Origin of the sequence: Pseudarthrobacter sp. S3 (assembly GCF_050156905.1) — a bacterium.
GTDB lineage: Bacteria > Actinomycetota > Actinomycetes > Actinomycetales > Micrococcaceae > Arthrobacter.
On sequence record NZ_CP189583.1, the window covers coordinates 3,538,785 to 3,561,843 of the forward strand.

Here is a 23,059-nt window from a genome sequence, read left to right on the forward strand (position 1 = left end):
CATTTAGGGTCACCATGCTCCCGGGCTTCGAAGCCGGTGTGCTCAGCTAGGGATATGTCGCTCGCGAAGATTATGAGGGATCGTATCGGCTATACACCGAAAAAATGTCTCTTAGCCAGGGCTGCGACGTCGGCACACGGGTGAAGTTCGAACTGTTACGGAAGAACCAGCGCACCGTCCACGCTGCGCGGGATGCCCAGCGGGTTGCTCTCACGCAGTGCCGGGTGCAGGACCGTTTCCGGAGCGTCCTGGTAGGCGACCGGTCGATGGAAGCGGCGGACCGCCGTCGCGCCCACCGAGGTGAACAGGGACGTGGTGTCCGGGTACGGGTCGCCATGCTGCTGCGCCCAGTTCACTGCGACGCCGGTTGGCCAGCCGTCGAACAGGACCCGCCCGCAAGGCCGGACAGTTGCTCCACGAGGTCTACGATGTCCTCGGCCAGTTCCGCGGCGAAGCCGGTGCCATCCGGGATGAAGACCAGGCCGGGCTTGGTGCAGAACTGGCCGGCACCCATGGTGAACGAGGCTGCAAGTCCCGCCGCGAGCTGGGCGGAACGCTCGGCCAGCGCGCCGCGGTGATGACCACCGGGTTCAGGCTGCCCAGCTCGCCGTAGAACGGAATGGGATCGGGCCGTTAAACCGCGAGGTCAAACAGCGCCCGGCCGCCGGGGATGGAGCCGGTGAAGCCCACGGCTTTGATGGCGGGATCCTGCACCAGCGCGGTGCCTACCTCACGGCCTGCCACAAGCGCGAACAGTCCGTCCGGCGCTCCGGCGGAACGCAGGGCTTCGGTGACCACTTCGGCCGTCCGCTGGGACAGCTTCAGGTGGCCCGAGTGGGCCTCGACGATCACCGCGGAGCCAAGCGCCAGGGCTGACGCGGTGTCTCCGCCGGCCACGGAAAAGGCGCACGGGAAATTGGAGGCTGAGAAAACGGAAACCGGCCCGATGGGACGCAGGATACGGCGGCGGTCCGGCTTGGGCGGCGTGGCGGACGGGTCGGCGTGGTCAATCACGGCTTCAAGGTAGGAGCCTTCGGTGATCCCACGGGCGAACAGCCGCAGCTGCCCGGATGTCCGGGCCGCCTCGCCGGTCAGCCGGACCGTGCCGAGGCTGGTCTCCGAATCGGCGATATTCGGCGCGCCGAACGAATGGAAATCGGTTTCCCAGGGCGTTGTATGCTATCCCACGGGCGCCGATACTCACGGGACCGGGATTTACGAAAGGCAGGGCCATGGCCAGGAAATCGGCAACCGGCAGGATCGGCATTGCCGATGTTGCTGTGAAGGCAGGGGTATCACACGCCACTGTTTCCCGCGTCATGAACGGCAACTTCACCGTGGACCCGGACATCGCGGCCCGGGTGCGGGCGGCCGCCGTCGAGCTCAAATACCAGCCCAATCCCGTGGGACGCAGCCTCGCGCTGGGAAAGACGGACACCATCGGCATTGTGGTGCCGGACCTCGCCAACCCCACCTTCCAGGCGATCCTGCGCGGATTGAGCCGGGCTGCGGCGGAGGATGGCTACCGCGTCCTGATTGCCGATTCCTTCGAGGCCTACAGCGAGGAAGCCATCCTGGCCGGCGAAGCCCGCCGGCGCTGCGATGGCCTGGTGCTCTGTGCCCCGCGCATGAGCGACGCTGAGCTCGAGGAAATCGCACCATCGCTGCACCCGCTGGTCCTGATCAACCGGACCACTGCGGCTGCCGGGATTCCGAGCCTTGTGGTGGACTACGGGCAGGGAGTCCAGGACCTGGCCGAGTATCTGGTGGGCCTCGGCCATACGCGCCTGGCCTTCCTGGCCGGCCCGGCAGGCAGCGCCTCCAATGGCCTCCGGCTCGAGGGCCTCGAGGCATTCAAGGCCAGGCACCCGCAGGTGGATGTCACCATGCTCGACGGTGGCTCGGACTTCGATACCGGCCACGGGGCAGTGGACTCGGTCCTTGCCAGCGGCGCCACGGGCATCCTGGCCTTCAACGACCTCGTGGCCATGGGCCTGATGAGCGGCCTGCACGAACGCGGCGTGGACGTTCCGGGCGACATCTCCGTCACCGGCTTCGACGACATCCCGTTCGCCCGCTACACCACGCCCACCCTGACCACCGCGGCAGTCCCCATTGCCGAGCTCGGCGGCCAGGCCTGGCGTGAACTGCGGGCACTCATCCGCAAGGAAGACCACGACGCCCCGGGCGGCCGGTACCAGCCGCGCCTGGAAATCCGGGCCAGCAGTGGCCGGCCAAGGCGCGCCGTACTGCAGCCCACGGCTGACGCGCACTATTCCTCCGCCGCGGGCCCAACCCCGCCGCCCTCGCGGAAGTAGCCCTCGATGTGGGCAGCCACCAGCGTGGCCGCGTGCGCGCCGTCGTCGTTCCTGATGGCGGCCAGAATGTCGCGGTGCTCTGCCTGCAAGCGCGACGCCGTGGCATCCCAGTCCGGGAGATTGGCCGTAAACCGGGCGGTGTAGCCCTGGATGGATTCGCGCAGCGAGCCCATCATGGCGCTGACCACGGCGTTGCCGGCGGCGTCCGCGAGGGCCAGGTGGAACCGGATATCCAGCGCCAGGAAGTCATCCGCCGTCCGGGCAACGCGCTCGACGGCGTCCATCTCGCCCAGGAGCGTGGCGGCCAGTTCGAGCTCCGGAGCATCGGGCTTTGCCCGGGCGGCCGCCCAGGTCTCCAGCAGGATGCGCGTTTCCACGATGTCGGACACGGGCAGATGCTGGGTGGCGACGTGAAGCCGAAGCGCCGAGCCGAGCGCTGCCGTCGGATCCGAAATCACCACAGTCCCCGCTTCCGGGCCGGAGCCAACCCCGGCGCGGACCACCCCCAAGGCTTCCAGTATCCGGATGGCCTCTCGTACCGAGGTTCTTGACACGGCCAGCTGCTCGGCGAGTGCCCGCTCCGCAGGCAGGCGTCCGCCCACGCTCAGGGCTCCGTCGGAGAGCTGCCGTTCGATCCATGCAAGGACAAGTTGGTGCGTACGCATAAGACCATGCTAGTTGATGTGGTTGGACCACATGGTTTACAGTGTGGTTAGACCACAGCTCGAACCCTGCGCCAGGCCCACCAACGGAGGCAGCCATGACCCACACCATCCAGCCGGACAATCCCGAGGTCACGCCAGCCCCGGATGCCACGGACGTCCCGGTGTTCACCGGCAGCGCGCCGAAGCCGGCCGCCGCCGGAGTCCCGGCCGCGCTTAAGCGCCGGATCCCTAAGTATTCGGACCTGGCCCCGCTGATGCAGTTTAAGAAGCCCGAATTCAGTAAGGAAGCCCGGCTGAAGCGCGCCAGCACCATCTGGGATCTTCGCGACATGGCCAAGCGCCGCACGCCGCAGGCCCCGTTCGACTACACCGACGGCGCCGCCGAGGGCGAGATCACCCTTCGCCGCGCCCGCGAGGCCTTCCTGGACATCGAGTTCCGGCCCGGCATCCTGCGCAACGTCTCCAGCATCGACCTCAGCACCGACATCCTGGGCAAGCCTTCCCGGCTGCCCGTGGGCATCGCCCCCACCGGCTTCACCCGCATGATGCAGTCCGAGGGTGAGTACGCCGGATCGCAGGCTGCAGAAGCCGCCGGCATTCCATACACCCTTTCCACCATGGGCACCGCCTCCATCGAGGACGTTGCAGCCGCCGCCCCGAACGGCCGCAACTGGTTCCAGTTGTACCTGTGGACGGACCGCGACCGGTCGCTGGAGCTGATCGAGCGCGCTGCCAAGGCCGGCAACGACACCCTTATGGTCACAGTGGACACCGCCGTCGCCGGCGCCCGCCTCCGCGACGTCCGCAACGGCATGACCATTCCGCCGGCACTGACCGTCAAGACCGTCCTGGATGCGTCCTACCGCCCGGCCTGGTGGTTCAACTTCCTCACGCACGAGCCGCTGACCTTCGCCTCGCTGTCCCGATACACCGGAACCGTGGCGGATCTCATCAACTCCATGTTCGACCCCACGCTGACGTTCGAGGACCTGGACTGGCTGCGTGAAACCTGGAAGGGCAAGCTCGTGGTCAAGGGCATCCAGACCGTGGAGGACGCCCGCAAGGTGGTGGCCCACGGCGCCGACGGGGTGGTGCTCTCCAACCATGGCGGCCGCCAACTGGACCGCGCCCCCATCCCGTTCCACCTGCTGCCGGGCGTCAAGGAAGCCTTCACCAAGGACAACTCGGACGCGGCCATCATGCTGGACACGGGCATCATGAGCGGCGCGGACATCATTGCGGCCCTGGCCCTGGGCGCCGACTTCACGCTGATCGGCCGCGCCTACCTGTATGGCCTCATGGCCGGCGGCCGGGCGGGCGTGGACCGCACCCTGCAGATCCTCGAGAAGGACATGGCCCGCACCATGGCGCTGCTCGGTGTCAGCAAAATCTCCGAGCTGACCCCGGACCACGTACGCCTGCTCAGATAGTAGCCCCGCCCGTCCGCCCTGAGTTTTTGGCCAGATAATGGCACCAAAAGTCGATATTCCGGCCATTGTCTGGACAAAAACTCAGAGTAGTGGGGCTACTTTTTGCGGCCGAACTTGGGGAGGTTCGGGAGGTTGGCCAGCAGGTCCGCGGCCTTTGTGGCGGCGCGGCCCACCGTGCGGCCGATCTGCTGCGGCACGGTGTCGTCGCTGAGCGGTGCAACGGTGCCGCCCGGAATCACGACGGCGGGACTCAGCTCGGCGCCCGGACGCTCCAGGACGGCAGCGATGGCGGCACTGTCCGGCAGTGCGGTAGCCACGGTTTGCTCGGTGCCGGCTTCCGCCACAGCACGGGGTGACTTGGCGACGGCGGCTGCCGGGCCGACGTCGAACGTCTCCAGCCAGCTGACAATCCCCTCAAGCGGCTTGGGGTTCAGCGCGTAATAGCGCTTCTGGCCCTGCGCCCGCATGCTGACCAGCTGGGCCTCGCGGAGGACTTTCAGGTGCTTGGAAATGGTGGGCTGGCTCGCGGACAGTTCTTCCACCAGCTCGCCCACTGCCTTGTCCCCGGCGCGCAGGGAAACCAAAATGTCACGCCGGGTTGCTTCCGCAATGACGGCAAATACGTCGTCTGTCACCATGACTCCCACCCTAGCGACATATACGCCGTCAGGCATCAACTATTTCGCCTGTGACCGGCCATCGCGGGGTGATTAGATCAGTCGAACCAGGGATCGAGGCCGTGCAGCGGGAAAACGGCCTTGCGGGTGGCCATGACGGTGCGGTCCACGGCATCGTTGGGGTCAAAGCCCACTTCCCAGGACCGCCACCAAAGCTCCACGTCGTCCCCCATCAGGCCCGGGGCGTCCCTGCCGAACTTGTCCGAAACATAGGCGCGCCAATCCTCCGGCACCGGGGTCCGGAGCGCAACGGGACGCCCGGCGGCGATGCCGATCAGGTGGCTCCAGGACCGCGGCACAACGTCGGTAACGCTGTATCCGCCGCCGCCAGTGGCGATCCAGCGGCCCTCGCAGTGCCGGGCAGCGAGATTCCCGACGGCGGTGGCCGCCTCACGCTGGCCGTCCACACTGATGTTCAGGTGGGCCAGCGGGTCAAGGCGGTGCGAGTCGCAGCCGTGCTGGCTGACGATGACGTCCGGCTGGAACGCACCCACGAGCTGCGGCACCACCGCATGGAAAGCCCGCAGCCAGCCGGCATCCCCGGTGCCCGACGGCAGGGCAACGTTGACGGCGCTGCCCTCAGCCTGCGGACCGCCGATCTCGTCCGCGTAGCCGGTCCCGGGGAAAAGTGTGAGTCCGCTTTCATGCAGGGAGATGGTCAGGACCCGGGGATCGTCCCAGAAGATGCTTTCCGTCCCGTCGCCGTGGTGCGCATCAACGTCGATATACGCCACACGGCGGGTGCCGCCGTCGAGCAGTCTCCGGACGGCCAAGGCGGAGTCGTTATAGATGCAGAAACCGCTGGCGCGGTCGCGGGCAGCGTGGTGCATACCTCCGCCGAAGTTCACGGCGTGGAGCGCGGACCCGTCCAGGATGGCGGACGCAGCGGCCAGCGATCCACCGGCAAGCCTTGCGGCGGCGTCGTGCATACCGGCGAAGGCTGGATCGTCGTCGGTGCCCAGCCCGCGGGCTTCATCCGGCGAGGTCGGGTCGTCACTGACCCGGCGGACTGCAGCCACAAACTCAGGCGAGTGTACGGTTTCCAGTTCGGTATCGGACGCAACCTCCGGGGCCTCCACAGACACATGCGCAAAGTCCAGCAGGCCGAGGCTGCTTGCAAGCCTCGCCGTCAGGTCCAGCCGCGCGGGAGCCATCGGGTGGCCCGGGCCGAAATTGTAGGCCGTCATGGCGGAATTCCACACCACCATCGTTGGCGGCGCGGGCTGGCTGAGACCGGGCAGGAATGTCATCAATGACAGGCTACCGGAGGGCGCACCCGGCCCCGGCCCGGCCATAACGCGGGCATTAGTGGTTTACTACTGGAGGAAACAGTTTCAACCGAGGAAAAGCCCCCCATGACGCAACGCCAGTCGAGGCCCCGGAACCCGGCCAGCTGGCACCCGGCCGCACCGGGGCGCGAAGGCCTCTGGATCTTCACCCGCATACGCGACTTCGTTGACGAAATTGCCAACACGTCGCCCGCACGGCTTGCCTTGAGCGCCTTCGGGACGGTCTGCCTGATCTTCACTTTCCTCCTGTCGCTGCCCATCTCCTCCGCCACCGGCATGGCCACTCCGATCCACCAGGCACTGTTCACGGCGGTGTCCGCCGTCTGCGTGACCGGCCTGACCGTTGTTTCAACGGCGGTGCACTGGTCATTTTTCGGCCAGCTGGTCATCCTGATCGGCATCTTTGTGGGCGGATTGGGAACGCTGACGCTCGCCTCCCTGCTGGCCCTCATGGTGAGCAAGAAGCTTGGCGTCCGCGGCAAACTCATTGCCCAGGAGGCCATGAACAACGCCGGCCGGCTCGGCGAAGTGGGTACGCTGCTGCGCATCGTCATCACCACGTCCGTGGTGATCGAAGGTGTCCTGGCGCTTGCCCTAGTCCCCCGGTTCCTGACCCTCGGCGAGCCGTTCTGGCAGGCCGTGTGGCACGGTGTCTTTTACGCCATTTCTTCGTTCAACAACGCCGGATTCACCCCGCATTCAGACGGCATCGTGCCGTATGAGAGCGATCCCTGGATCCTCATCCCGCTGATGCTCGGCGTGTTCCTCGGCAGCCTGGGTTTTCCCGTTGTTATGGTCCTGCAGCAGAACGGGCTCAACTGGAAGAAGTGGAACCTGCACACCAAGCTGACCATCCAGGTATCCTTCATCCTCCTCGCCGCGGGCACCGTGCTGTGGGCGCTGATGGAGTGGGACAACGTGCGGACCATCGCCCACATGGACCTCGGCGACAAGATCACCCATTCGTTGTTTGCGTCCGTCATGACCCGCTCCGGCGGTTTTAACCTGGTGGAGCAGAACCACATGGAATCCACCACCATGCTGCTCACCGACGCCCTGATGTTCGCCGGCGGCGGTTCGGCATCGACGGCGGGCGGCATTAAGGTGACCACCATCGCCGTGATGTTCCTCGCCATCGTCGCGGAGGCCCGCGGCGACTCCGACGTCAAGGTGTACGGCAGGACCATCCCCCAGGGAACCATGCGGGTGGCCATCTCCGTCATCGTGGCCGGCGCCACACTGGTCTCCGTCTCCGCGTTCCTGCTGCTGCAGATCAGCGGCGCATCCCTGGACCGGGTGCTGTTCGAAACCATCTCCGCCTTCGCCACCGTGGGGCTGAGCACCAACCTCAGCGCCGAGCTGCCGCCGTCGGGCGTTTATGTCCTAACTGCCCTGATGTTCGCGGGCCGTGTGGGCACCGTTACCCTTGCAGCTGGGCTGGCCCTGCGTCAGCGCAGCCAGCTGTACCACTACCCGGAAGAGAGGCCCATCATTGGCTAATTCCTCAGGCGCCCCCAACCGCCCCGCCCACAACGCGCCGGTCCTGGTGATCGGGCTGGGCCGCTTCGGTTCATCCACCGCCGAGCAGCTGGTGAAACAGGGCCGCGAGGTGCTGGCGATCGAACGCGACCCGAGCCTGGTCCAGAAATGGGCACCGCTCCTCACCCACGTGGTGGAGGCCGACGCGACCAACATTGATGCGCTGCGCCAGCTCGGCGCCCAGGAGTTCAGCTCCGCCGTTTGTGGCGTGGGAACGTCCATCGAGTCCTCGGTGCTGATCACCGTGAACCTGGTGGATCTCGGCATCGAGCATCTCTGGGTCAAGGCCATCACACCCTCGCACGGCAAGATCCTCACCAGGATCGGCGCGAACCACGTGATCTACCCCGAGGCCGACGCCGGCGTCCGCGCCGCGCACCTGGTCTCCGGCCGCATGCTGGACTTCATCGAATTCGACGACGACTTCGCCATCGTGAAAATGTATCCGCCCCGTGAAACAGTCGGTTTCACGCTGGATGAGTCAAAGGTGCGCTCCAAGTACGGTGTGACGATCGTGGGCGTGAAGTCGCCCGGTGAGGACTTCACCTACGCCCGCCCTGAAACCAAGGTGTCCGCCCGCGACATGCTGATCGTGTCCGGGCATGTGGACCTGCTGGAACGGTTCGCCGCGCGGCCGTAGTCCCCACCCGCGCCCTAACCTCGCAAGCTCGGCCAGGGAACCCTGCGGTCGTGGCCCCATCCATCCGGTGGGATTAGCCGAGCTGCCGGGTGATCTCTGCGGAGCGGTCCGCTGCGGCGCGGGCGCCGGCGGCGATGATGGACGGAATGCCGCGGTCCTCGAACGTGGCGATGGCCCGTTCGGTGGTGCCGTTGGGGCTCGTCACTCCCTTGCGCAGGGCCGAAGGATCGGCGCCCGGCTCAGCCAGCATAAACCCCGCGCCTGCGACTGTCTCCCGCGCCAGGAGCAACGACAGCTCGGGATCCAGACCCAGTTCGACGCCGGCAGCGGCCATGGCCTCGGCAAGGTAGAACGCGTAGGCGGGACCCGAGCCGCTGATGGCCGACACCGCATCCACCTGCTCCTCCGGCACCTCCACCACGGTGCCTGCGGCCCGCAGGATGTCCTTGACGGTCTGGAGCTGTTCCGGCGTGCAGTTGGTACCGGGTGAAACGGAGACGACGCCGCGGCCCAGCTTCGCAGGGGTGTTCGGCATGGTCCGTATCACCGGTTGTCCGGGAGGCAGTGCCGCTTCGAGTTGCGCCAGCGATACGGCTGCGGCGACGCTGACAACTACGGCCTTCGGGGACAGGGAGCCGCTGATTTCGCGGGCCAGGTCGATGATGCCCACCGGCTTCACACCAAGAATTACGACGGCGGATCCCTTGGCGGCGTCCTTGTTATTGTCCGGTTCCTCTTCGCCAGCGACAGCGGTAATGCCGTGGTGGCGCAACGCCAGCTCCTCGGCGCGTTCGGCACGCCTGACTGTAGCTATGACGTCGGCGGGGTTGGTTCCGGCGGCCAGAAGGCCAGAGAGGATGGCTTCGTTCATGGATCCACAGCCCAGAAAGGCGATTCGGTTACTCATGGTTCCATCATTGCAGTTCGGCTGGGCGGCTGCAGAAATGGAACGAATGGGACAACGCGGGAACCCGCCGAAACTGATTCACAGCGGACTCCCATGTTCGCTGCAGCTTGCACACAACTTCGCCGCTTAATGTAGTTATTACCTCATTGAGGGTGCGAGTGATGCGGCAAGCATGGGGATGTTTGCCCGAGGCGCCGGTGGTTTGCAGCAGGTTTTCCCCCATTTTCCTGCTGCGGACGCCGGCGCTTTCGCGTTAACGCTGTTTCAGGCGGGTGTGGACTCGATCGCCTGACGCGCCGGGGCGGGCCCCACGATATGCGGGGCCGGATCCAGCGGACCGGCAAAGACCAGCTGGTCGAGCCGGCGCAGGATCAGCCCTTCACGCAGCGCCCACGGGCAGATTCTGATCTTTTTGAACTTGAACATTTCCAGGGCGGCCTCGGCCACCAGGGCCCCGGCGAGGAGCTGATGCGCGCGGGCCTCGGACACCCCCGGCAGAAAGAGCCGGTCCTCGGCCTTCATGGCTGAAATGCGCTGCGCCCAGACGCCCAGGTCCGTCGCGTTGAGTGTGCGCTTCACGTAGGGGCCTGCAGCGCTGGGGGCGGCCCCTGCGACCCTGGCGAGCGACCTGAACGTCTTGGAGGTGCCGGCCACAACATTGGCGCGCCCCAGGCCGTCGAACTGCTTTACCGCGGGGGCCAGCGTGGCCCGGATATAACGGCGCAGCTCCTTGACACTCTTGGCGGAAGGCGGGTCTTCGGCCAGCCAGTCGCGAGTCAGGCGGCTGGCGCCCAGCGGGACGGAGGTGGCCACTTCGGGCAACTCGTCCTGGCCGAAGGCCATTTCGAAGGAGCCGCCGCCAATGTCCAGGTTCAGGATGGGCCCGGCACCCCAGCCGTACCAGCGGCGGACGGCGAAGAACGTCATAGAGGCTTCTTCGCTGCCCGTCAGTTCCTGCAGGGTGACAGTGGTTTCGTGCTTGACCCGGGCCAGCACCGCAGCGCCGTTGGTGGCTTCGCGGATGGCGGACGTACAGAAGGCCAGCAGGTCGTCCGCTTTGTGCCTGGCCGCAAACTCCCAGGCTTCAAGGACAAATTCGGTCAGCTCGTGCTGACCGGCGTCCGTGATGTTACCGTCGGCATCGAGGTACTGGACCAGGGATATGGGCCGTTTGTGCGACGCAAAAGGCACCGGACGCGCGCCAGGGTGGGCATCCACCAGGAGAAGGTGGACAGTGTTTGACCCGATATCGAGGACGCCTAGCCGCATCCTGCCATTATTCCCCCGCCCGGGCCCTCACTCACAACCTGCGCAGAAAATGTCAGTTTGCGGAGGCGTCCTCTGGTGCACCGTCCGGGAGTTCATCGGCTCGCTTGAAGTCGCGCTTGATGTTGGCGACGCCCTCCGGGTTGATCTCAAACCCGTATGCAGCGCCGGGGTTGATCACCATGCCCAATTCCTCGCCAATGTTGGCGATAATGGCCGCACCCTGGGTCCCCAGGACGTTCGGGGCAGCCTCAAGGTACTGCTCATCAACCCTGCTGGGGTGCGAGAACACCGCAAGGACGGGCTCGCCGTCGGCGTTCGCCAATACCAGCGGCTCCACCTGGGAATCCTCCCCCTCGATCCCGTCGGTGCTGATGACGTAGACCTCGCTGTTGAGGAAGGACAGGATGACATCCACCGGGCTGCCCTCGGGCTGGCCGCCCTGGGCGAGCTTCTCTTCGAGGTCGTTGAGCGGCGTGAGATCGGCTGTGCCGGGCTGTTCAGTCATGTATCTACTCGACCACGTTGGAGAGCCCGGCGCAATTCCGCCCCTATTTACTTCTTGGCTGGAGCCTTCTTCTTTACCGGAGCCTTGCGGGCCGTGGTGGTGCGTTTGACCGGCCCCTTGGCCCTCTTCTCAGCGAGGAGTTCAACCGCTTGTTCCCGGGTCAGCTCCTCCAGGGACGTGGACCGCGGGACGGTGATGTTGGTGATGCCGTCCGTGATGTACGGCCCGAAGCGGCCTTCCTTCACCACGATGTTCTTCTCGGAAACGGGGTCCGGTCCGAACTCAGCCAGCGGGGCTACCGCGGCACGGGCGCCGCGCTGCTTGGGCTGGGAGTAGATCTCGAGCGCCTGCTCCAGCGTGATGGTGAAGATTTCCTCTTCGGTGCCGATGGAGCGGGAGTCCGTGCCCTTCTTCAGGTACGGGCCGAAGCGGCCGTTCTGCACCGTGATGAGGTTGCCTTCGGCGTCCTCGCCCAGGGCGCGGGGCAAGCTCATCAGCTGCATCGCTTCATCCAGCGTGACGGAGTCCACCGTCATGGACGCAAACAGCGAACCGGTGCGCGGCTTAGCCTTGACAGGCTTTTTCGGCGGCTTCGGCTTGCCGTTTTTGTAGTACTCCACGGGCTGGTTGGCCAGCTGTTCCTCGGTCATCTCGGGGATGACTTCGGTGACGTAGGCGCCGTAGCGGCCGTTCTTCGCCACCACGGTGTGCCCGGTATGCGGGTCAGCGCCGAGGACGCGTTCTTCCGGCGCGGCCGTCTCCATCAGCTCGATGGCCTTGGCCGCGGTGAGCTCGTCCGGTGCCAGGTCCTCCGGGACGTTGGCTCGGGAGTTTTCCACGATTTCGCCGGTCTTCGGATCAACGGTGGCGGCGGAGCTTTCCAGGTACGGACCGAACTTGCCCACCCGCAACGTGATCTCGTCCGTGATGGGAATGGAGTTGATTTCCCGGGCGTCAATGTCGCCCAGGTTGTTCACGATGCTCAGCAGGCCCGGATCGGCGTCTTCACCAAAGTAGAAGTGCTTGAGCCAGGCGGACCCCACAGCCTGGCCGTTGGCGATCTTGTCCAGGTCGCCTTCCATGTCCGCCGTGAATTCGTAGTCCACGTAGTCGGTGAAGTGCTGCTCCAGCAGGCGGATCACCGAGAATGCGATCCAGCTGGGCACCAGGGCAGAGCCCTGTTTCCGGACGTAGCCCCGGTCCTGAATGGTGGAGATGGTGGAGGCGTAGGTCGACGGGCGGCCGATGCCCTTCTTTTCCAACTCGGCGGTCAGCGACGCTTCGGTGAAGCGCGGCGGCGGCGAGGTCTCGTGGCCCACAGCCAGAATGTCCGACGCCGTGAGGGCATCGTCCTTGGCCACGTTCGGCAACCGTCGGGCTTCGTCGGAGTCGTCGTCCCCGCGGCTTTCGTCCTTGCCTTCTTCGTAGGCGGCCAGGAAGCCGGGGAAGGTGATGACCGTACCGGAGGCGGAGAACTCAGCGTCCCGGCCGTCAGTAGCAACGGCACCAAGGCGGATGGTCGCCGTCGAGCCCTTGGCGTCACCCATCTGGGAGGCGACGGTGCGCTTCCAGATCAGCTCGTACAGGCGGAACTCGTCGCCGGAGAGCTGCTTGGCAACCTGCGCCGGCGTGCGGAAGGAGTCACCGGCGGGGCGGATGGCCTCGTGGGCTTCCTGCGCGTTCGCAGCCTTGCTGGTGTAGACGCGGGGCGACGCCGGGATGTACTCCGGGCCGTACAGCTCGGAGGCCTGGCGGCGGGCGGCCGTGACGGCTTCGTCGCTCAACGCCGAAGAGTCGGTTCGCATATAGGTGATGTAGCCGTTTTCGTACAGCCGCTGGGCCACCTGCATGGTGCTCTTGGAGGTGAAGCGCAGCTTGCGGCCGGCCTCCTGCTGCAGCGTGGAGGTGGTGAACGGCGCTGCAGGACGGCGGGTGTACGGCTTGGTGTCCACGGACCGGACCCGGAAGTCCGCATCCTGGAGTCCTGCGGCCAGCGAGGTAGCCAGTTCCTCGTTCAGGTGCGCCGCGTTGCGCGCGGTAAGGACGCCGTCGTCATTAAAGTCCCGGCCCGAAGCCACCTTGGCGCCGTCAACGGAGGCGAGCTTTGCCTTGAACGAAGCGGAACCGGCACCAAACTGGCCCGTGAGGTCCCAGTAGGAAGCCGAGGTGAACGCCATGCGTTCGCGTTCACGGTCCACCACCATGCGCGTGACCACAGACTGCACGCGGCCAGCGGACAGGCCGCGGGCCACCTTGCGCCACAGCACGGGAGAAATCTCGTAACCATAGAGGCGGTCCAGGACACGGCGAGTCTCCTGCGCATCCACCAGTGCCGTATCAACATCGCGCAGGTTGCCCATGGCGCGCTGGATGGCTTCCTTGGTGATTTCACCGAACGTCATCCGGTAGACGGGCACCTTGGGCTTGAGCACTTCCAGCAGGTGCCACGCGATGGCCTCGCCCTCGCGGTCCCCATCGGTTGCGAGATAAAGGGCGTCGGCATCCTTGAGGGCGGCCTTCAGTTCGGTGACCTTTTTCCGTTTGTCCGCAGACACCACGTAATAGGGTTTGAAGTCGTTTTCGATGTCGACGGCGAACTTGCCCACCGAGGTTTTCTTCAGTTCTGCGGGAAGCTCGGACGGCTGCGGCAGGTCTCGGATGTGACCAACGGAGGCCTCTACGATGAAGCCCTCGCCGAGGTACTTGGCGATGGTCTTGCTCTTGGCCGGAGACTCCACAATCACGAGTTTCTTGCCGGTTTTGGCCTTGCTTGGCACGGTGCTCCTACAGAAAAAGGTTGCTCGGGCAGATGAGCCCATACTCGCCTAGTTCACCATATTTTGGACAATCGTGCGCATTCATGTGGAAAACCCGCCGACTCATCCGGCACGTCAAGGACCCCGTTTTGGGGTGTTCCAAAGCGCGCCAAACCGCTATGCGGCAGGCTCGGAGGGAACCAGGAAACCGTCGCTGACCAGGTTCGCGACGTCCTCGAGCAGCCTGGTCCGGAACGCATCGCCGTCGAACCCGTCCTCCCCCACGAGGCTCCCGCCGAGCAGCGCCGCGAGGGCGCCGATGATCTGGCCGACGGAGAGGTCACCGTCGCAGGCGGAGACAAATCCGGCGAGTTCGGTGCTGAGCAGATTGGTCCGGCGCAGAGCGGCACCCTGGCGGAGCAGAATCACGCCCGGGTGCTCGGCGCCGGGACGCTGATGGCGTTCCTCCGTGACGTCGTCCGCCACGAGCAGATGCGCGTCCGCCAGGCTGTTGGCGGCCAGCCAGTCGGAACGCTCGACGGCGGCGCCCAAGTGGGGCCCGATGGGCTGCTCAATGGGGTACGTAATTTCCTCGAACCGGCTGATGGCGGCGGCACTGGATTCCGCCGGCGGCCGGCGCAGCCAGATCATGCCGAAGCCGATCCCCGCCACGTTCCGGGACGCGAAGTCCGCCAGGTACGCGGCATAGGCGTCCCGGTAATGCATGCGGTCGCGGGATTCTGATGCGTCCTGCAGCCATGTTTCGGCGTACTGTTCCGGGCCCACCTGCTCGCGCTGGATGAACCAGGCATCCGCATCCGGACCGATCCAGCCTTTGGGCCGCTCGTGCCACTCGGCCCCGGCGGGAATTTCCCAGTTGCCCAGCAGCTGCGCGGTGCCGCCGGGAGCCAGGGCGCCGGGCAATGCCGCCACGAGCGAGGCCACGATGTCGTCGCCCGGCAGCCCGCCGTCGCGGTAGGTGAACTGCCCGGACGCAGGTTCGCCTACCGTCCGCGGCGTGATGACGAACGGCGGGTTGGACACCACAAGCTCGAATTCCTCACCGGCCACGGGCTCCAGGAGCGACCCCAGCCGAAGGCTGACCCGGTCCGCCAGGTGTTTCGGGTCCACGTGCAGGGCCTCGGCATTCAGGAGCAGGTTGAACCGGGTGAAGGCCAGAGCCCGCTCCGAGATGTCCGTCGCGGTGACGTGCTCGGCATGGTGCAGGAGGTGGAAGGACTGGATACCGCAGCCCGTGCCCAAATCCAGGGCCTTGGCGACGTGGCGCCGGACGGTGGTCTGCACCAGCGTGGTGGATGCCTGACCGATCCCGAGTACGTGATCGTGCCGCAGCACGCCGTCCTGCTGGTGCGCGGCGAGGTCACTTGCCACCCACAACTCGGCGCCGCCGCTGCCGTCCTCATTGGAATCCCAGCCGTACGGCCGCAGATCCGCTCTTGCCTGCAGCAGATCCAGCGCCGGCTGACCGGCGCCGGGCAGATCAGAGGCGGGCACGGGCACAAGCAGCCCCAGCTCGACCAGGCCGTCGGACCGGATTCCCGGCAGGGCGGCGTCGAGCGTTTCCCGCGTTTGCGGTTCCGCCAGGAGCCAGAGACGTACGACGGCGGCGAGCGCCGACGCCGTGTTCTCACCGTTCGCAGGCCCACCTTTCGCCGCATCATTGTAGAGGGCGCTTTCGGTGGCGAGCAAAGCCGGGATGATCTGGTCCCGGTTCAGCGCGCGGTAGGCGGACTCGCCCAGGAGCCCGGCCACGCCGTCGAGCGTGTAGTCCACCCGGCGCAGGTCCGCGGCGAGCGCCGTCAGCAGTTCGGGGCGGTCGCTGCGCGGGGCATCGGGGGTGTTGCCGGCCAGGAAAAGCGTGTAATCAGTCACCGCCCAAGTCTATTGGCGGGCAGGCTTCCCCCTGACGGGCTACAGGTTCTCCGCTGCGAGCGCTGCTTCCACTCCGCCTTCTCGTCGGCGCTCATGCCGCACCACCACGCATCCCCCTTCGCGTAGGCGTCCTTGCCCCAGCGTTCCTCCACCTCGTCCTTGTACTGCGTGTGGTCGAAACTGTTGAACATGTCGTCTGCCATGATTTCGCCACCTCCTTTCACTGCTTCGAGGGTTTGTGTGACCGACGCGATCTGCCGCGCCAGCCTGTCCTGTTCCTGCTTGAGCCATGCCAGATGCCCGGTGAGGGCGTTGGCCGCGTCCGTTTCGTCGTCAAGCACCTGCCTGATTACCGGCAGGCCCAGCCCCAGGCCGCGACGCGTCCTGCTGGTGGTCCCTGCGAGCCGGGCAATGTCCTGGATGGACCAGTCCATGTGTTCCTTCTTCCCGGTCTGTTGGCGGAATAAGTCCGGGGTTGTGATCCGGCTGATGGTTCAACGATAAATATTGACGTAGCGTCTAGGTCAAGGGTCTGAATCACGGAGCACGGGTGGGGCCGGGTAAATTGGCAGCATGGTTCTGTTTCCTTCCTCCCTGCCGCGCGCCCTCTCCGCCGTGGCGGCAGCAGCTGTCCTCCTGGGCGCCTCCGGCTGCGCGCAGCAGCTTTCGGTCGAGAACGCCGACGTGCCGGCCTGGAAGGCCACCGCGATGCCATCGGCCAGCGGCATTGTTGCCGAGGACTCTGGCAGGATTCTCAACGCCCAGCCCATTGATCATGGGGAGACTGTGCCGGCAGGCAAGTACACATTGACACTTGTCTGCGAAGGCGGCGGCAAGGCCTTCCTCGCAGTGCGGTCCGGCGGCAAAGCGCTTGCCGACCTCGGAGCGGCCTGCTACGGCACGCCGGAGTCCCGCAAAATAACTCTGCCGGAATCCGGGCCGTTGGAGCTCAGTGCCTCCAGCGTTGACGCGCCGGTGATCTACGCTTACCAACTGGTAACCGCGGGGTAGTCGCCAGTCAGTCCAGCCCCTGCCCCAAGCAGCAGTCCTTAACCCCCGTGCCTGACCGGCTTTCCCGTCACCTACTCGAGGCTCTGGATTGGCGTCCGGGCCGGGCATAGAGTCGGAGTATGCCCGCAACGCAGGGGGCGCCGCCGCCCCGCAGTGCGGTACGTCGTCCGGGCGCTTGCCCGTCCCGGTCAGTCTCCGTGCGCACCCGGGTGAGGGCCGCCGTCGTACTCTGGACGGCGGGCGCCCTTGTGGCCGGAACTGCGCTCGCCGGATGTGAATACACGTACGACGAAGGGTGGCGTCCCGCCGAGGCCCCGGCGGCGCCGGAGGTGACCGAGCCGGGGCCACCCGCAGACCTGTGGCGGAACGATCCCGTCAGAGAGGCCGAAATGGAGGCCTGGCTGGTTGAGTCCCAAGTGGGGACCGGGCTGCAGGTGGCGCACAGGGAATTCGGCCTGTTGCGGGCCAAAGAAATCCGGACCGGCGCCACAGCGCCTACCGGCTGTCCCGGCTGTGAACTTTGCTGCCTGCCGGATCCAGGCCGGCCCGGCCCCTTCGGCCACGCGCGTTTCAGGCCGCGCAGCCTTCGGGGCAGCGAAGCGTCTCCGGGCTGGCGGCACACTCGGCGCAGTACAGCGTCAGAGTGCGGCAGCTCGGGTTGGAGCAGTTCTCGAACTTGCTGGTGGGAGAGGCGCAGCGGACACACGCACCGATCGTTTTAGCATCCTCGCTGAATTCCAGGTGCATGCGCTTGTCGAACACGTAAAGCGAGCCTTCCCAAAGGCCCTGGTCCTTGAACGTTTCGCCGTAGCGGACGATGCCGCCGTCGAGCTGGTACACCTGCTTGAAACCTCGGTTCACCATCAGGCTGGAGAGCACCTCGCAGCGGATGCCGCCGGTGCAGTAGGTGACCACGGGTTTGTCCTTGAGGGCGTCGTACTTGCCGGAGTCGAGCTCCTTGATGAAGTCGTGGGTAGTGGCCACGTCGGGGACGACCGCGTCCTTGAACTTGCCGATCTGGGCTTCGAAGGCGTTGCGGCCGTCGAAGAACACCACGTCCTCGCCGGCCTGTTTCGTGGCCTCTACCAGTTCGTGCAGTTCTTCGGGCTTGAGGTGGGTGCCGCCGCCCACCACGCCGTGCTCATCCACCTTGAGTTCACCGGGCGCGCCGAAGGAGACGATCTCGTCCCGGACCTTAACGCTCAGCCGCGGGAAGTCTGCCGCGCCGCCGTCGGACCATTTCACGTCGATGCCGTGGAAGCCCTTGTATTCGCGGGTGGTCTTGACGTATTGCTTGACCGCGCTTATCTCGCCGCCCACCGTGGCGTTGATGCCGTCCCTGGAAATGAGGATGCGTCCGGTCAGCCCGAGTTTTTCGCACAGGGCACGCTGCCAGAGCCGCACCGCGTCCGGATCTGCGATGGGGGTAAAGCCGTAAAAGAGCACAATTCGATTCAAAGCCACGTATTTAAGGGTACTGGGTTGCCGGGCACCGGGCCCGCGTGCGGCCGGGGCCATGGTTGGCCCGCTGCGATGGCGGCGCCGCGCCTGTTCAGGGCGCCGCCCACCGCCGCCAGCAGTGCTGCACCACAGACCAGAAGTGGCAGCGGCAAGGTGTTCCTGGACGGATCCATCGTGGCGTGCATGCGTCAGACTTGTCCGGTCACGATTGCATAAGCAAGTCGCATCGGGGCACCCTACCCCTGTTGCTTGTGTCGGGGCTGGAATACTCTCATGACATGAGTCCGGACGCCTTGGTTGAAGACATCACACGCCTTCTTGAAGTCTGGGTAGCTGGCTGGGCCGGCTGCCGCGGTTACCAGACATCAGTTGAGGGCCGCTTCCCCGCTGCACTGCGGGCCGACACCACCGGGGAGTGGGAGTACTTCGCCCATGACCCCTCCGCTGACGAGTTCACTGCCCTGGCTGCGAAGACCGTCGAGGCGCCGGCCAGGGTCCTGAACATCCTCACCAATGACGTTGCCCGCTTCACGGCGCTGGCCCAGCAGAACGGTCTGAACGTCACGTCCGCCTCGCAGGCCATGATGATTGTGGACATGTCCACCCAGGATACGGAAGATCCGTGGCTCTCCGACGATGACCTGAACCTGGTCACCTCCGAACTCGACGGCGTCCACCACGCGGTGGTCCGTTCAGGTGACACGGTGGCGGCGAGCGGCAGGGTTTTTGTGGTGGACGAGACCGCTGTATTCGACAAGATTATAGTCCAACCGACGTTCCAGCGCCGCGGCCTGGGCAGCTTCATCATGAAGGCCCTGGCCGCACAGGCCATCGGACCGGATGTGGAAAGCGGCCTGCTCCTGGCCTCCCTCGACGGACAGAAGCTGTACTCCCACCTGGGCTGGTCCACTGTTTGCCACGTGCTGATGCTCTCCACGTCCGACGAAGGCGCAGACCTTTCCGTGGGGTGATTTTTTCCCGGGTGAAAGAATGTTGGGGTGAACCCCCATGACTCCCTGATTCCAATGCTGGGCCGAGGCCCGGACCCGGAGCAGCTGCGTCATGTCCGCATCATCCCTGCCCGGCAGGCTGTCCACGAACCATGGCCGGAGTGGGCGCACCCGGATCTCGTGGCCGCCTATGGTTCCCTCGGCATCCACGAGCCGTACCGGCACCAGATCCAGGCCGCCAACCTGGCCCACGGCGGCGAGCATGTGGTCATTGCCACCGGCACCGCCTCCGGCAAGTCGCTGGCCTACCAACTGCCGGCGATTGACGCCATCCACCGCTCCGAACTGGGCGTGCTCTCCGAACCGGGAAAGATCCACGACGACGGCGCCGTGACCCTTTATCTCTCGCCCACGAAGGCGCTGGCCGCTGACCAGTTGGCAGCCATCCGTTCGTTGAAACTGCCCACCGTGCGGGCCGAGACCTACGACGGAGACACCGACCCCACGGCCCGCCGATGGATACGGGACCACGCTAATTTCATCCTCGCCAATCCTGACATGCTCCACTTCGGCATCCTGCCCAATCACGCCTGGTGGGCCAGCTTCTTCCGGCGGCTGCGATACGTGATTGTGGATGAGGCCCACAGCTACCGCGGCGTGTTCGGCTCGCATGTGGCCAACCTGATGCGCCGGCTGCGCCGCATCTGCGCGTACTACGGCGCAGGGGCTGCCCATCCCGGTCCGGTGTTCATCGCCGCCTCTGCCACGGCATCGGAGCCGGGCACATCGTTCGGACGCCTAATCGGGGCGCCGGTCCAGGCCGTTGCCGAGGACTGCTCACCGCACGGCTCCACCACGGTAGCTTTCTGGGAACCCGCATTGACCGAGCTCAAGGGCGAGAACGGCGCCAACGAACGACGCACCGCCGTTGCCGAAACGGCGGACTTGCTGGCGAACCTGGTCTCGTCCCGGATCCGGACCATTGCCTTCATTAAGTCCCGCCGCGGTGCGGAAACGATCGCTTCGATCACCAAGCGCCTTCTGGACGAAGTGGATCCCAGCTTGCCGCAACGCGTGGCCGCCTACCGCTCCGGGTACCTTCCAGAAGAACGCCGGGCCCTGGAAAAGGCCCTCCGCTCCGGTGAACTGCTGGGTGTCTCAAGCACGTCCGCCCTCGAACTGGGAATCGACATTTCCGGGCTGGATGCCGTCCTGGTGGCGGGCTGGCCAGGCACCCGGGCGTCGCTGTTCCAACAGATCGGCCGCGCAGGGCGCGCGGGCCAGGATGCCATCGCCGCGTTTGTGGCCAGCGATGATCCGCTCGACACCTACCTGGTGAACCATCCGGAGGCGATTTTCGACGTGTCGGTAGAGGCCACCGTCTTTGACCCGTCCAATCCGTACGTGCTGGGGCCTCATCTCTGCGCCGCTGCCGCGGAGCTTCCGCTGGGCATGGCTGAACTGGGCCTGTTCGGCAGCACAGCAGAGAAGCTGCTGGGCCAGCTTGTGGCGCAGGGGTATCTGCGGCGCCGGCCGGCGGGCTGGTTCTGGACGCACTCCCAGAGCGCTGCGGCCATGGTGAACCTCCGTGCCGACGGCGGCGGGCCGGTGAGTATCGTCGACGCCGACACCGGCTCCCTGCTCGGGACGATGGACTCGCCCCAGACGCACTACCAGGCGCACACGGGGGCCATCTACGTACACCAGGGCGAAAGCTATGTGGTGGAGGAACTGAACGAAGACGACCATTGCGTGGTGGTCCGGCGCACCAACCCCGACTACTACACAACGGCCCGGGACGTGACCCAGATCGAAGTGCTCGACACACTCCGGACTGAGCACTGGGGCGATGTTGCCGTGCACTTCGGCGATGTGAAGGTGACAACGCAGGTGGTTTCCTTTCAGCGCAAGGCCCTGATTTCAAATGAAATCCTGGGTGAGGAGCCGCTGGAGCTGGGCGCCCGGGACCTGTTCACGAAGGCGGTCTGGTTTGTGGTGGAGAACCGTACGCTGACGGGCGCCGGGCTCATCGAGGCGCAGTTCCCGGGGGCCCTGCACGCCGCCGAGCACGCAGCGATCGGCCTCCTGCCTCTGGTGGCTTCCAGCGACCGCTGGGACATCGGCGGGGTGTCCACCGCCATCCACGCTGACACAGGCGTGCCCACCATCTTTGTGTATGACGGACACCCCGGCGGTGCCGGCTTTGCCGAACGCGGCTTCGATAAGGCAAAGGTGTGGCTTTCGGCGACCCGCGACGCCATTAAGGCGTGTGAGTGCGATTCGGGCTGCCCCTCCTGCGTCCAGTCCCCCAAATGCGGGAACAAGAACAATCCGCTGGACAAGGCTGCCGCCGTCACGCTCATCGATGTCCTCCTCAAGGACGCCCGTGAAATGCCTCCCCGCGGTGCCGAAGTCCCTGCCAGCACGGAGCCGTTCAGCACCACATCCGCTCAGGGCGGCGGCCCGGCCCGCGCCTGACCGGTGGCGGCGCCAACCAGAGTCCCTGCATTCAGCTCCGTTTGCACCACGACGGTCTGACCGGCCCCTTCCGTGCAGCTGACGAGTGCTGCAGCATTGCGGGCCGCCACCTCTGCGGCCACCGTGCAGGGGTCGCCGGACGTGATCCCGCGCAGGGCATCGGCCGCGGCAAGGGCGGCGAGGTCCGCCGCCGCCGCTGCCCTGCTGGCCATCACCGCGGACTGCGCGAACAACAGCAGCAGGGCCATCGCCATGATGACAACCAAAGCCAGTCCCGCGGCCAGGACTGTTCCCGAACCGCGGTCCGGGTTGTCCCCGGGCTGCCTCTTCACGACGGCTCCACTTCGGGGGCCCGGATGTGTTCGGTCCGTTCGTCCGCAGACTGTGCCAGCCTGAAAAGGTATCCGTTCATCGTGGCCGGCATTGGCAGTACCAGCGGCTGAAGATCGCCGCTGGCGGCGGGCGTTTCGCCCCGCGTGGTGGCCGTGGCTGTGAGCGTCCAGGGCACTGTTGCCCCCAGGGGTCCGCCCACACCGTCAGCCACCGTGACGCTGAGCCATTCGCCGTCAGCCGCAACGGACGCCGTTGCCGACGTCCCCGCCAACGTCCTGACGATCCCCTGCACCGCGGAAGGGTCCTCACCGCGGGCCAGCGCCCGGGCGCCGGCCCGCGCCGCTTCCTCGAGCCTGAGCTGGGTGACGCCTGCGGAGGCTCCGGCCAAAAGCAGGGCGAGGAGCAACAGTACCGCCGGCAGCGCTACCGCGAACTCCGCCGTTACGGCGCCGCGGGCATTCCCCGGCCCACGGCGGCTGCTCCGGTCATTAGGACGTTGCAGCGCTGCCGGCGACAGAATCACGGCAAGGCCAGCGCCGTGCGGATGAGGTTCAACAGGAATCCGCGTACTTCGTCGCTACGGAGAATGAAGACGAGGAGTCCGGCGAAGCCCACAGCGGCCAGGGTGGCGATGGCGTATTCGGCCGTTGCCATTCCGGCTTCTGAAGCTGAAAGCCTGCCGCGGCGCTCCGACCGCTCGCTGGCACCAGGGTAAAGCTCCACAACGTTGCCAGCGGGCTCCGTGGATTCCTGTCGTTGGCAGGTGCACGCTCCCAATCCCGCATCGGAGCGGGTTCCCGGGTCCCGTGGTGCGGTGCCCGCAGGTGCGGCGCTGGACTCCGGTGCAGGTGCTGCGGAAAGGCTGTTTTCGATGATGGTCATAGTGACATTTCCCTTCTGTGCTCCGGCCGAGTTGCCGGCTGCTTCGACTCTTCCCG

Annotated in this window: 19 protein-coding genes and 2 pseudogenes; 7 read left to right on the forward strand and 14 right to left on the reverse strand. The window is 66.1% G+C overall.

Features of this window, described 5'->3' with window-relative positions; genetic code table 11:
* Positions 1 to 155: 155 nt before the first annotated feature.
* Positions 156 to 1,131 (reverse strand): annotated as a pseudogene (locus ACQCSV_RS17010) (aldehyde dehydrogenase family protein); the annotation flags it as partial.
* A gap of 101 nt (positions 1,132 to 1,232) precedes the next feature.
* Here ACQCSV_RS17010 and ACQCSV_RS17015 point away from each other — a divergent pair.
* Complete coding sequence (locus tag ACQCSV_RS17015) at positions 1,233 to 2,318, forward strand: LacI family DNA-binding transcriptional regulator (protein ID WP_354154607.1); 1,086 nt, start codon at positions 1,233 to 1,235, stop codon at positions 2,316 to 2,318.
* On the opposite strand, the gene ACQCSV_RS17020 is transcribed toward ACQCSV_RS17015, so the two are convergent.
* A complete protein-coding gene (locus ACQCSV_RS17020; RefSeq protein WP_354154606.1) occupies positions 2,273 to 2,983 on the reverse strand; it encodes an FCD domain-containing protein in 711 nt (236 codons plus the stop codon). The two genes, ACQCSV_RS17015 and ACQCSV_RS17020, sit on opposite strands and share 46 nt — an antisense overlap.
* A 95-nt stretch (positions 2,984 to 3,078) precedes the next feature.
* Between ACQCSV_RS17020 and ACQCSV_RS17025 the strand changes: the two genes are divergently transcribed.
* Positions 3,079 to 4,413 carry an alpha-hydroxy acid oxidase gene (locus ACQCSV_RS17025; RefSeq protein ID WP_354154605.1) on the forward strand — a complete coding sequence of 445 codons (1,335 nt, stop codon included), beginning with the start codon at positions 3,079 to 3,081 and terminating at the stop codon, positions 4,411 to 4,413.
* A gap of 95 nt (positions 4,414 to 4,508) precedes the next feature.
* Here the strand turns inward: ACQCSV_RS17025 and ACQCSV_RS17030 are convergent, their stop codons facing one another.
* On the reverse strand, positions 4,509 to 5,051 hold the full coding sequence (locus ACQCSV_RS17030) for a metalloregulator ArsR/SmtB family transcription factor (RefSeq protein ID WP_354154604.1): 543 nt from the start codon (positions 5,049 to 5,051) through the stop codon (positions 4,509 to 4,511).
* A 77-nt stretch (positions 5,052 to 5,128) separates the two neighbouring features.
* Entirely contained in the window at positions 5,129 to 6,340 is a 1,212-nt protein-coding gene (locus ACQCSV_RS17035) for an acetoin utilization protein AcuC (RefSeq protein ID WP_354154603.1), read from the reverse strand.
* 105 nt (positions 6,341 to 6,445) lie between these two features.
* Here ACQCSV_RS17035 and ACQCSV_RS17040 point away from each other — a divergent pair, with 105 nt between their 5' ends.
* Entirely contained in the window at positions 6,446 to 7,879 is a 1,434-nt protein-coding gene (locus ACQCSV_RS17040) for a TrkH family potassium uptake protein (protein ID WP_426938865.1), read from the forward strand.
* The gene (locus tag ACQCSV_RS17045; RefSeq protein ID WP_354154601.1) at positions 7,872 to 8,558 is read left to right on the forward strand and encodes a TrkA family potassium uptake protein; all 687 of its coding nucleotides are present in this window, start codon (positions 7,872 to 7,874) and stop codon (positions 8,556 to 8,558) included. The genes ACQCSV_RS17040 and ACQCSV_RS17045 overlap by 8 nt, the downstream gene beginning before the upstream one ends.
* A gap of 73 nt (positions 8,559 to 8,631) precedes the next feature.
* Here ACQCSV_RS17045 and proC read toward each other — a convergent pair whose 3' ends face one another.
* The 6 genes and pseudogenes from proC to ACQCSV_RS17075 all read right to left on the reverse strand — a co-directional run.
* A complete protein-coding gene (gene proC, locus ACQCSV_RS17050; RefSeq protein ID WP_354154600.1) occupies positions 8,632 to 9,465 on the reverse strand; it encodes a pyrroline-5-carboxylate reductase in 834 nt (277 codons plus the stop codon).
* 264 nt (positions 9,466 to 9,729) lie between these two features.
* A complete protein-coding gene (locus ACQCSV_RS17055; protein WP_426938866.1) occupies positions 9,730 to 10,734 on the reverse strand; it encodes a Ppx/GppA phosphatase family protein in 1,005 nt (334 codons plus the stop codon).
* A gap of 52 nt (positions 10,735 to 10,786) precedes the next feature.
* The gene (locus tag ACQCSV_RS17060; RefSeq protein ID WP_282330144.1) at positions 10,787 to 11,239 is read right to left on the reverse strand and encodes an SseB family protein; all 453 of its coding nucleotides are present in this window, start codon (positions 11,237 to 11,239) and stop codon (positions 10,787 to 10,789) included.
* 47 nt (positions 11,240 to 11,286) lie between these two features.
* The gene (gene topA / locus ACQCSV_RS17065; RefSeq protein WP_354154598.1) at positions 11,287 to 14,016 is read right to left on the reverse strand and encodes a type I DNA topoisomerase; all 2,730 of its coding nucleotides are present in this window, start codon (positions 14,014 to 14,016) and stop codon (positions 11,287 to 11,289) included.
* 156 nt (positions 14,017 to 14,172) lie between these two features.
* The gene (locus ACQCSV_RS17070; RefSeq protein ID WP_354154597.1) at positions 14,173 to 15,888 is read right to left on the reverse strand and encodes a DUF7059 domain-containing protein; all 1,716 of its coding nucleotides are present in this window, start codon (positions 15,886 to 15,888) and stop codon (positions 14,173 to 14,175) included.
* Positions 15,889 to 15,938: 50 nt separating this feature from the next.
* Positions 15,939 to 16,322, reverse strand: a pseudogene (locus ACQCSV_RS17075) (MerR family transcriptional regulator); the annotation flags it as partial.
* Between the two features lie 139 nt (positions 16,323 to 16,461).
* Between ACQCSV_RS17075 and ACQCSV_RS17080 the strand changes: the two are divergent.
* Positions 16,462 to 16,899 (forward strand): hypothetical protein, encoded by a 438-nt coding sequence (locus ACQCSV_RS17080; RefSeq protein ID WP_354154596.1) that lies wholly within the window; start codon positions 16,462 to 16,464, stop codon positions 16,897 to 16,899.
* A 570-nt stretch (positions 16,900 to 17,469) separates the two neighbouring features.
* Here ACQCSV_RS17080 and ACQCSV_RS17085 read toward each other — a convergent pair.
* Positions 17,470 to 18,363 (reverse strand): rhodanese-related sulfurtransferase, encoded by an 894-nt coding sequence (locus ACQCSV_RS17085; protein ID WP_354154595.1) that lies wholly within the window; start codon positions 18,361 to 18,363, stop codon positions 17,470 to 17,472.
* A 275-nt stretch (positions 18,364 to 18,638) separates the two neighbouring features.
* Here ACQCSV_RS17085 and ACQCSV_RS17090 point away from each other — a divergent pair, with 275 nt between their 5' ends.
* Together ACQCSV_RS17090 and ACQCSV_RS17095 are read left to right on the forward strand one after the other, a co-directional pair.
* Entirely contained in the window at positions 18,639 to 19,331 is a 693-nt protein-coding gene (locus ACQCSV_RS17090; protein ID WP_354154594.1) for a GNAT family N-acetyltransferase, read from the forward strand.
* Positions 19,332 to 19,358: 27 nt separating this feature from the next.
* Positions 19,359 to 21,788, forward strand: coding sequence for a DEAD/DEAH box helicase (locus ACQCSV_RS17095; protein WP_354154593.1), 2,430 nt, complete (start codon positions 19,359 to 19,361; stop codon positions 21,786 to 21,788).
* Here ACQCSV_RS17095 and ACQCSV_RS17100 read toward each other — a convergent pair.
* The 3 genes from ACQCSV_RS17100 to ACQCSV_RS17110 are packed head-to-tail and all read right to left on the reverse strand — an operon-like array spanning position 21,761 to position 23,003.
* On the reverse strand, positions 21,761 to 22,120 hold the full coding sequence (locus ACQCSV_RS17100) for an Rv3654c family TadE-like protein (protein WP_354154592.1): 360 nt from the start codon (positions 22,118 to 22,120) through the stop codon (positions 21,761 to 21,763). The two genes, ACQCSV_RS17095 and ACQCSV_RS17100, sit on opposite strands and share 28 nt — an antisense overlap.
* On the reverse strand, positions 22,117 to 22,644 hold the full coding sequence (locus ACQCSV_RS17105; protein WP_354154591.1) for a TadE family type IV pilus minor pilin: 528 nt from the start codon (positions 22,642 to 22,644) through the stop codon (positions 22,117 to 22,119). The genes ACQCSV_RS17100 and ACQCSV_RS17105 overlap by 4 nt, the downstream gene beginning before the upstream one ends.
* The gene (locus ACQCSV_RS17110) at positions 22,641 to 23,003 is read right to left on the reverse strand and encodes a DUF4244 domain-containing protein (RefSeq protein WP_354154590.1); all 363 of its coding nucleotides are present in this window, start codon (positions 23,001 to 23,003) and stop codon (positions 22,641 to 22,643) included. The genes ACQCSV_RS17105 and ACQCSV_RS17110 overlap by 4 nt, the downstream gene beginning before the upstream one ends.
* Positions 23,004 to 23,059: the final 56 nt, after the last annotated feature.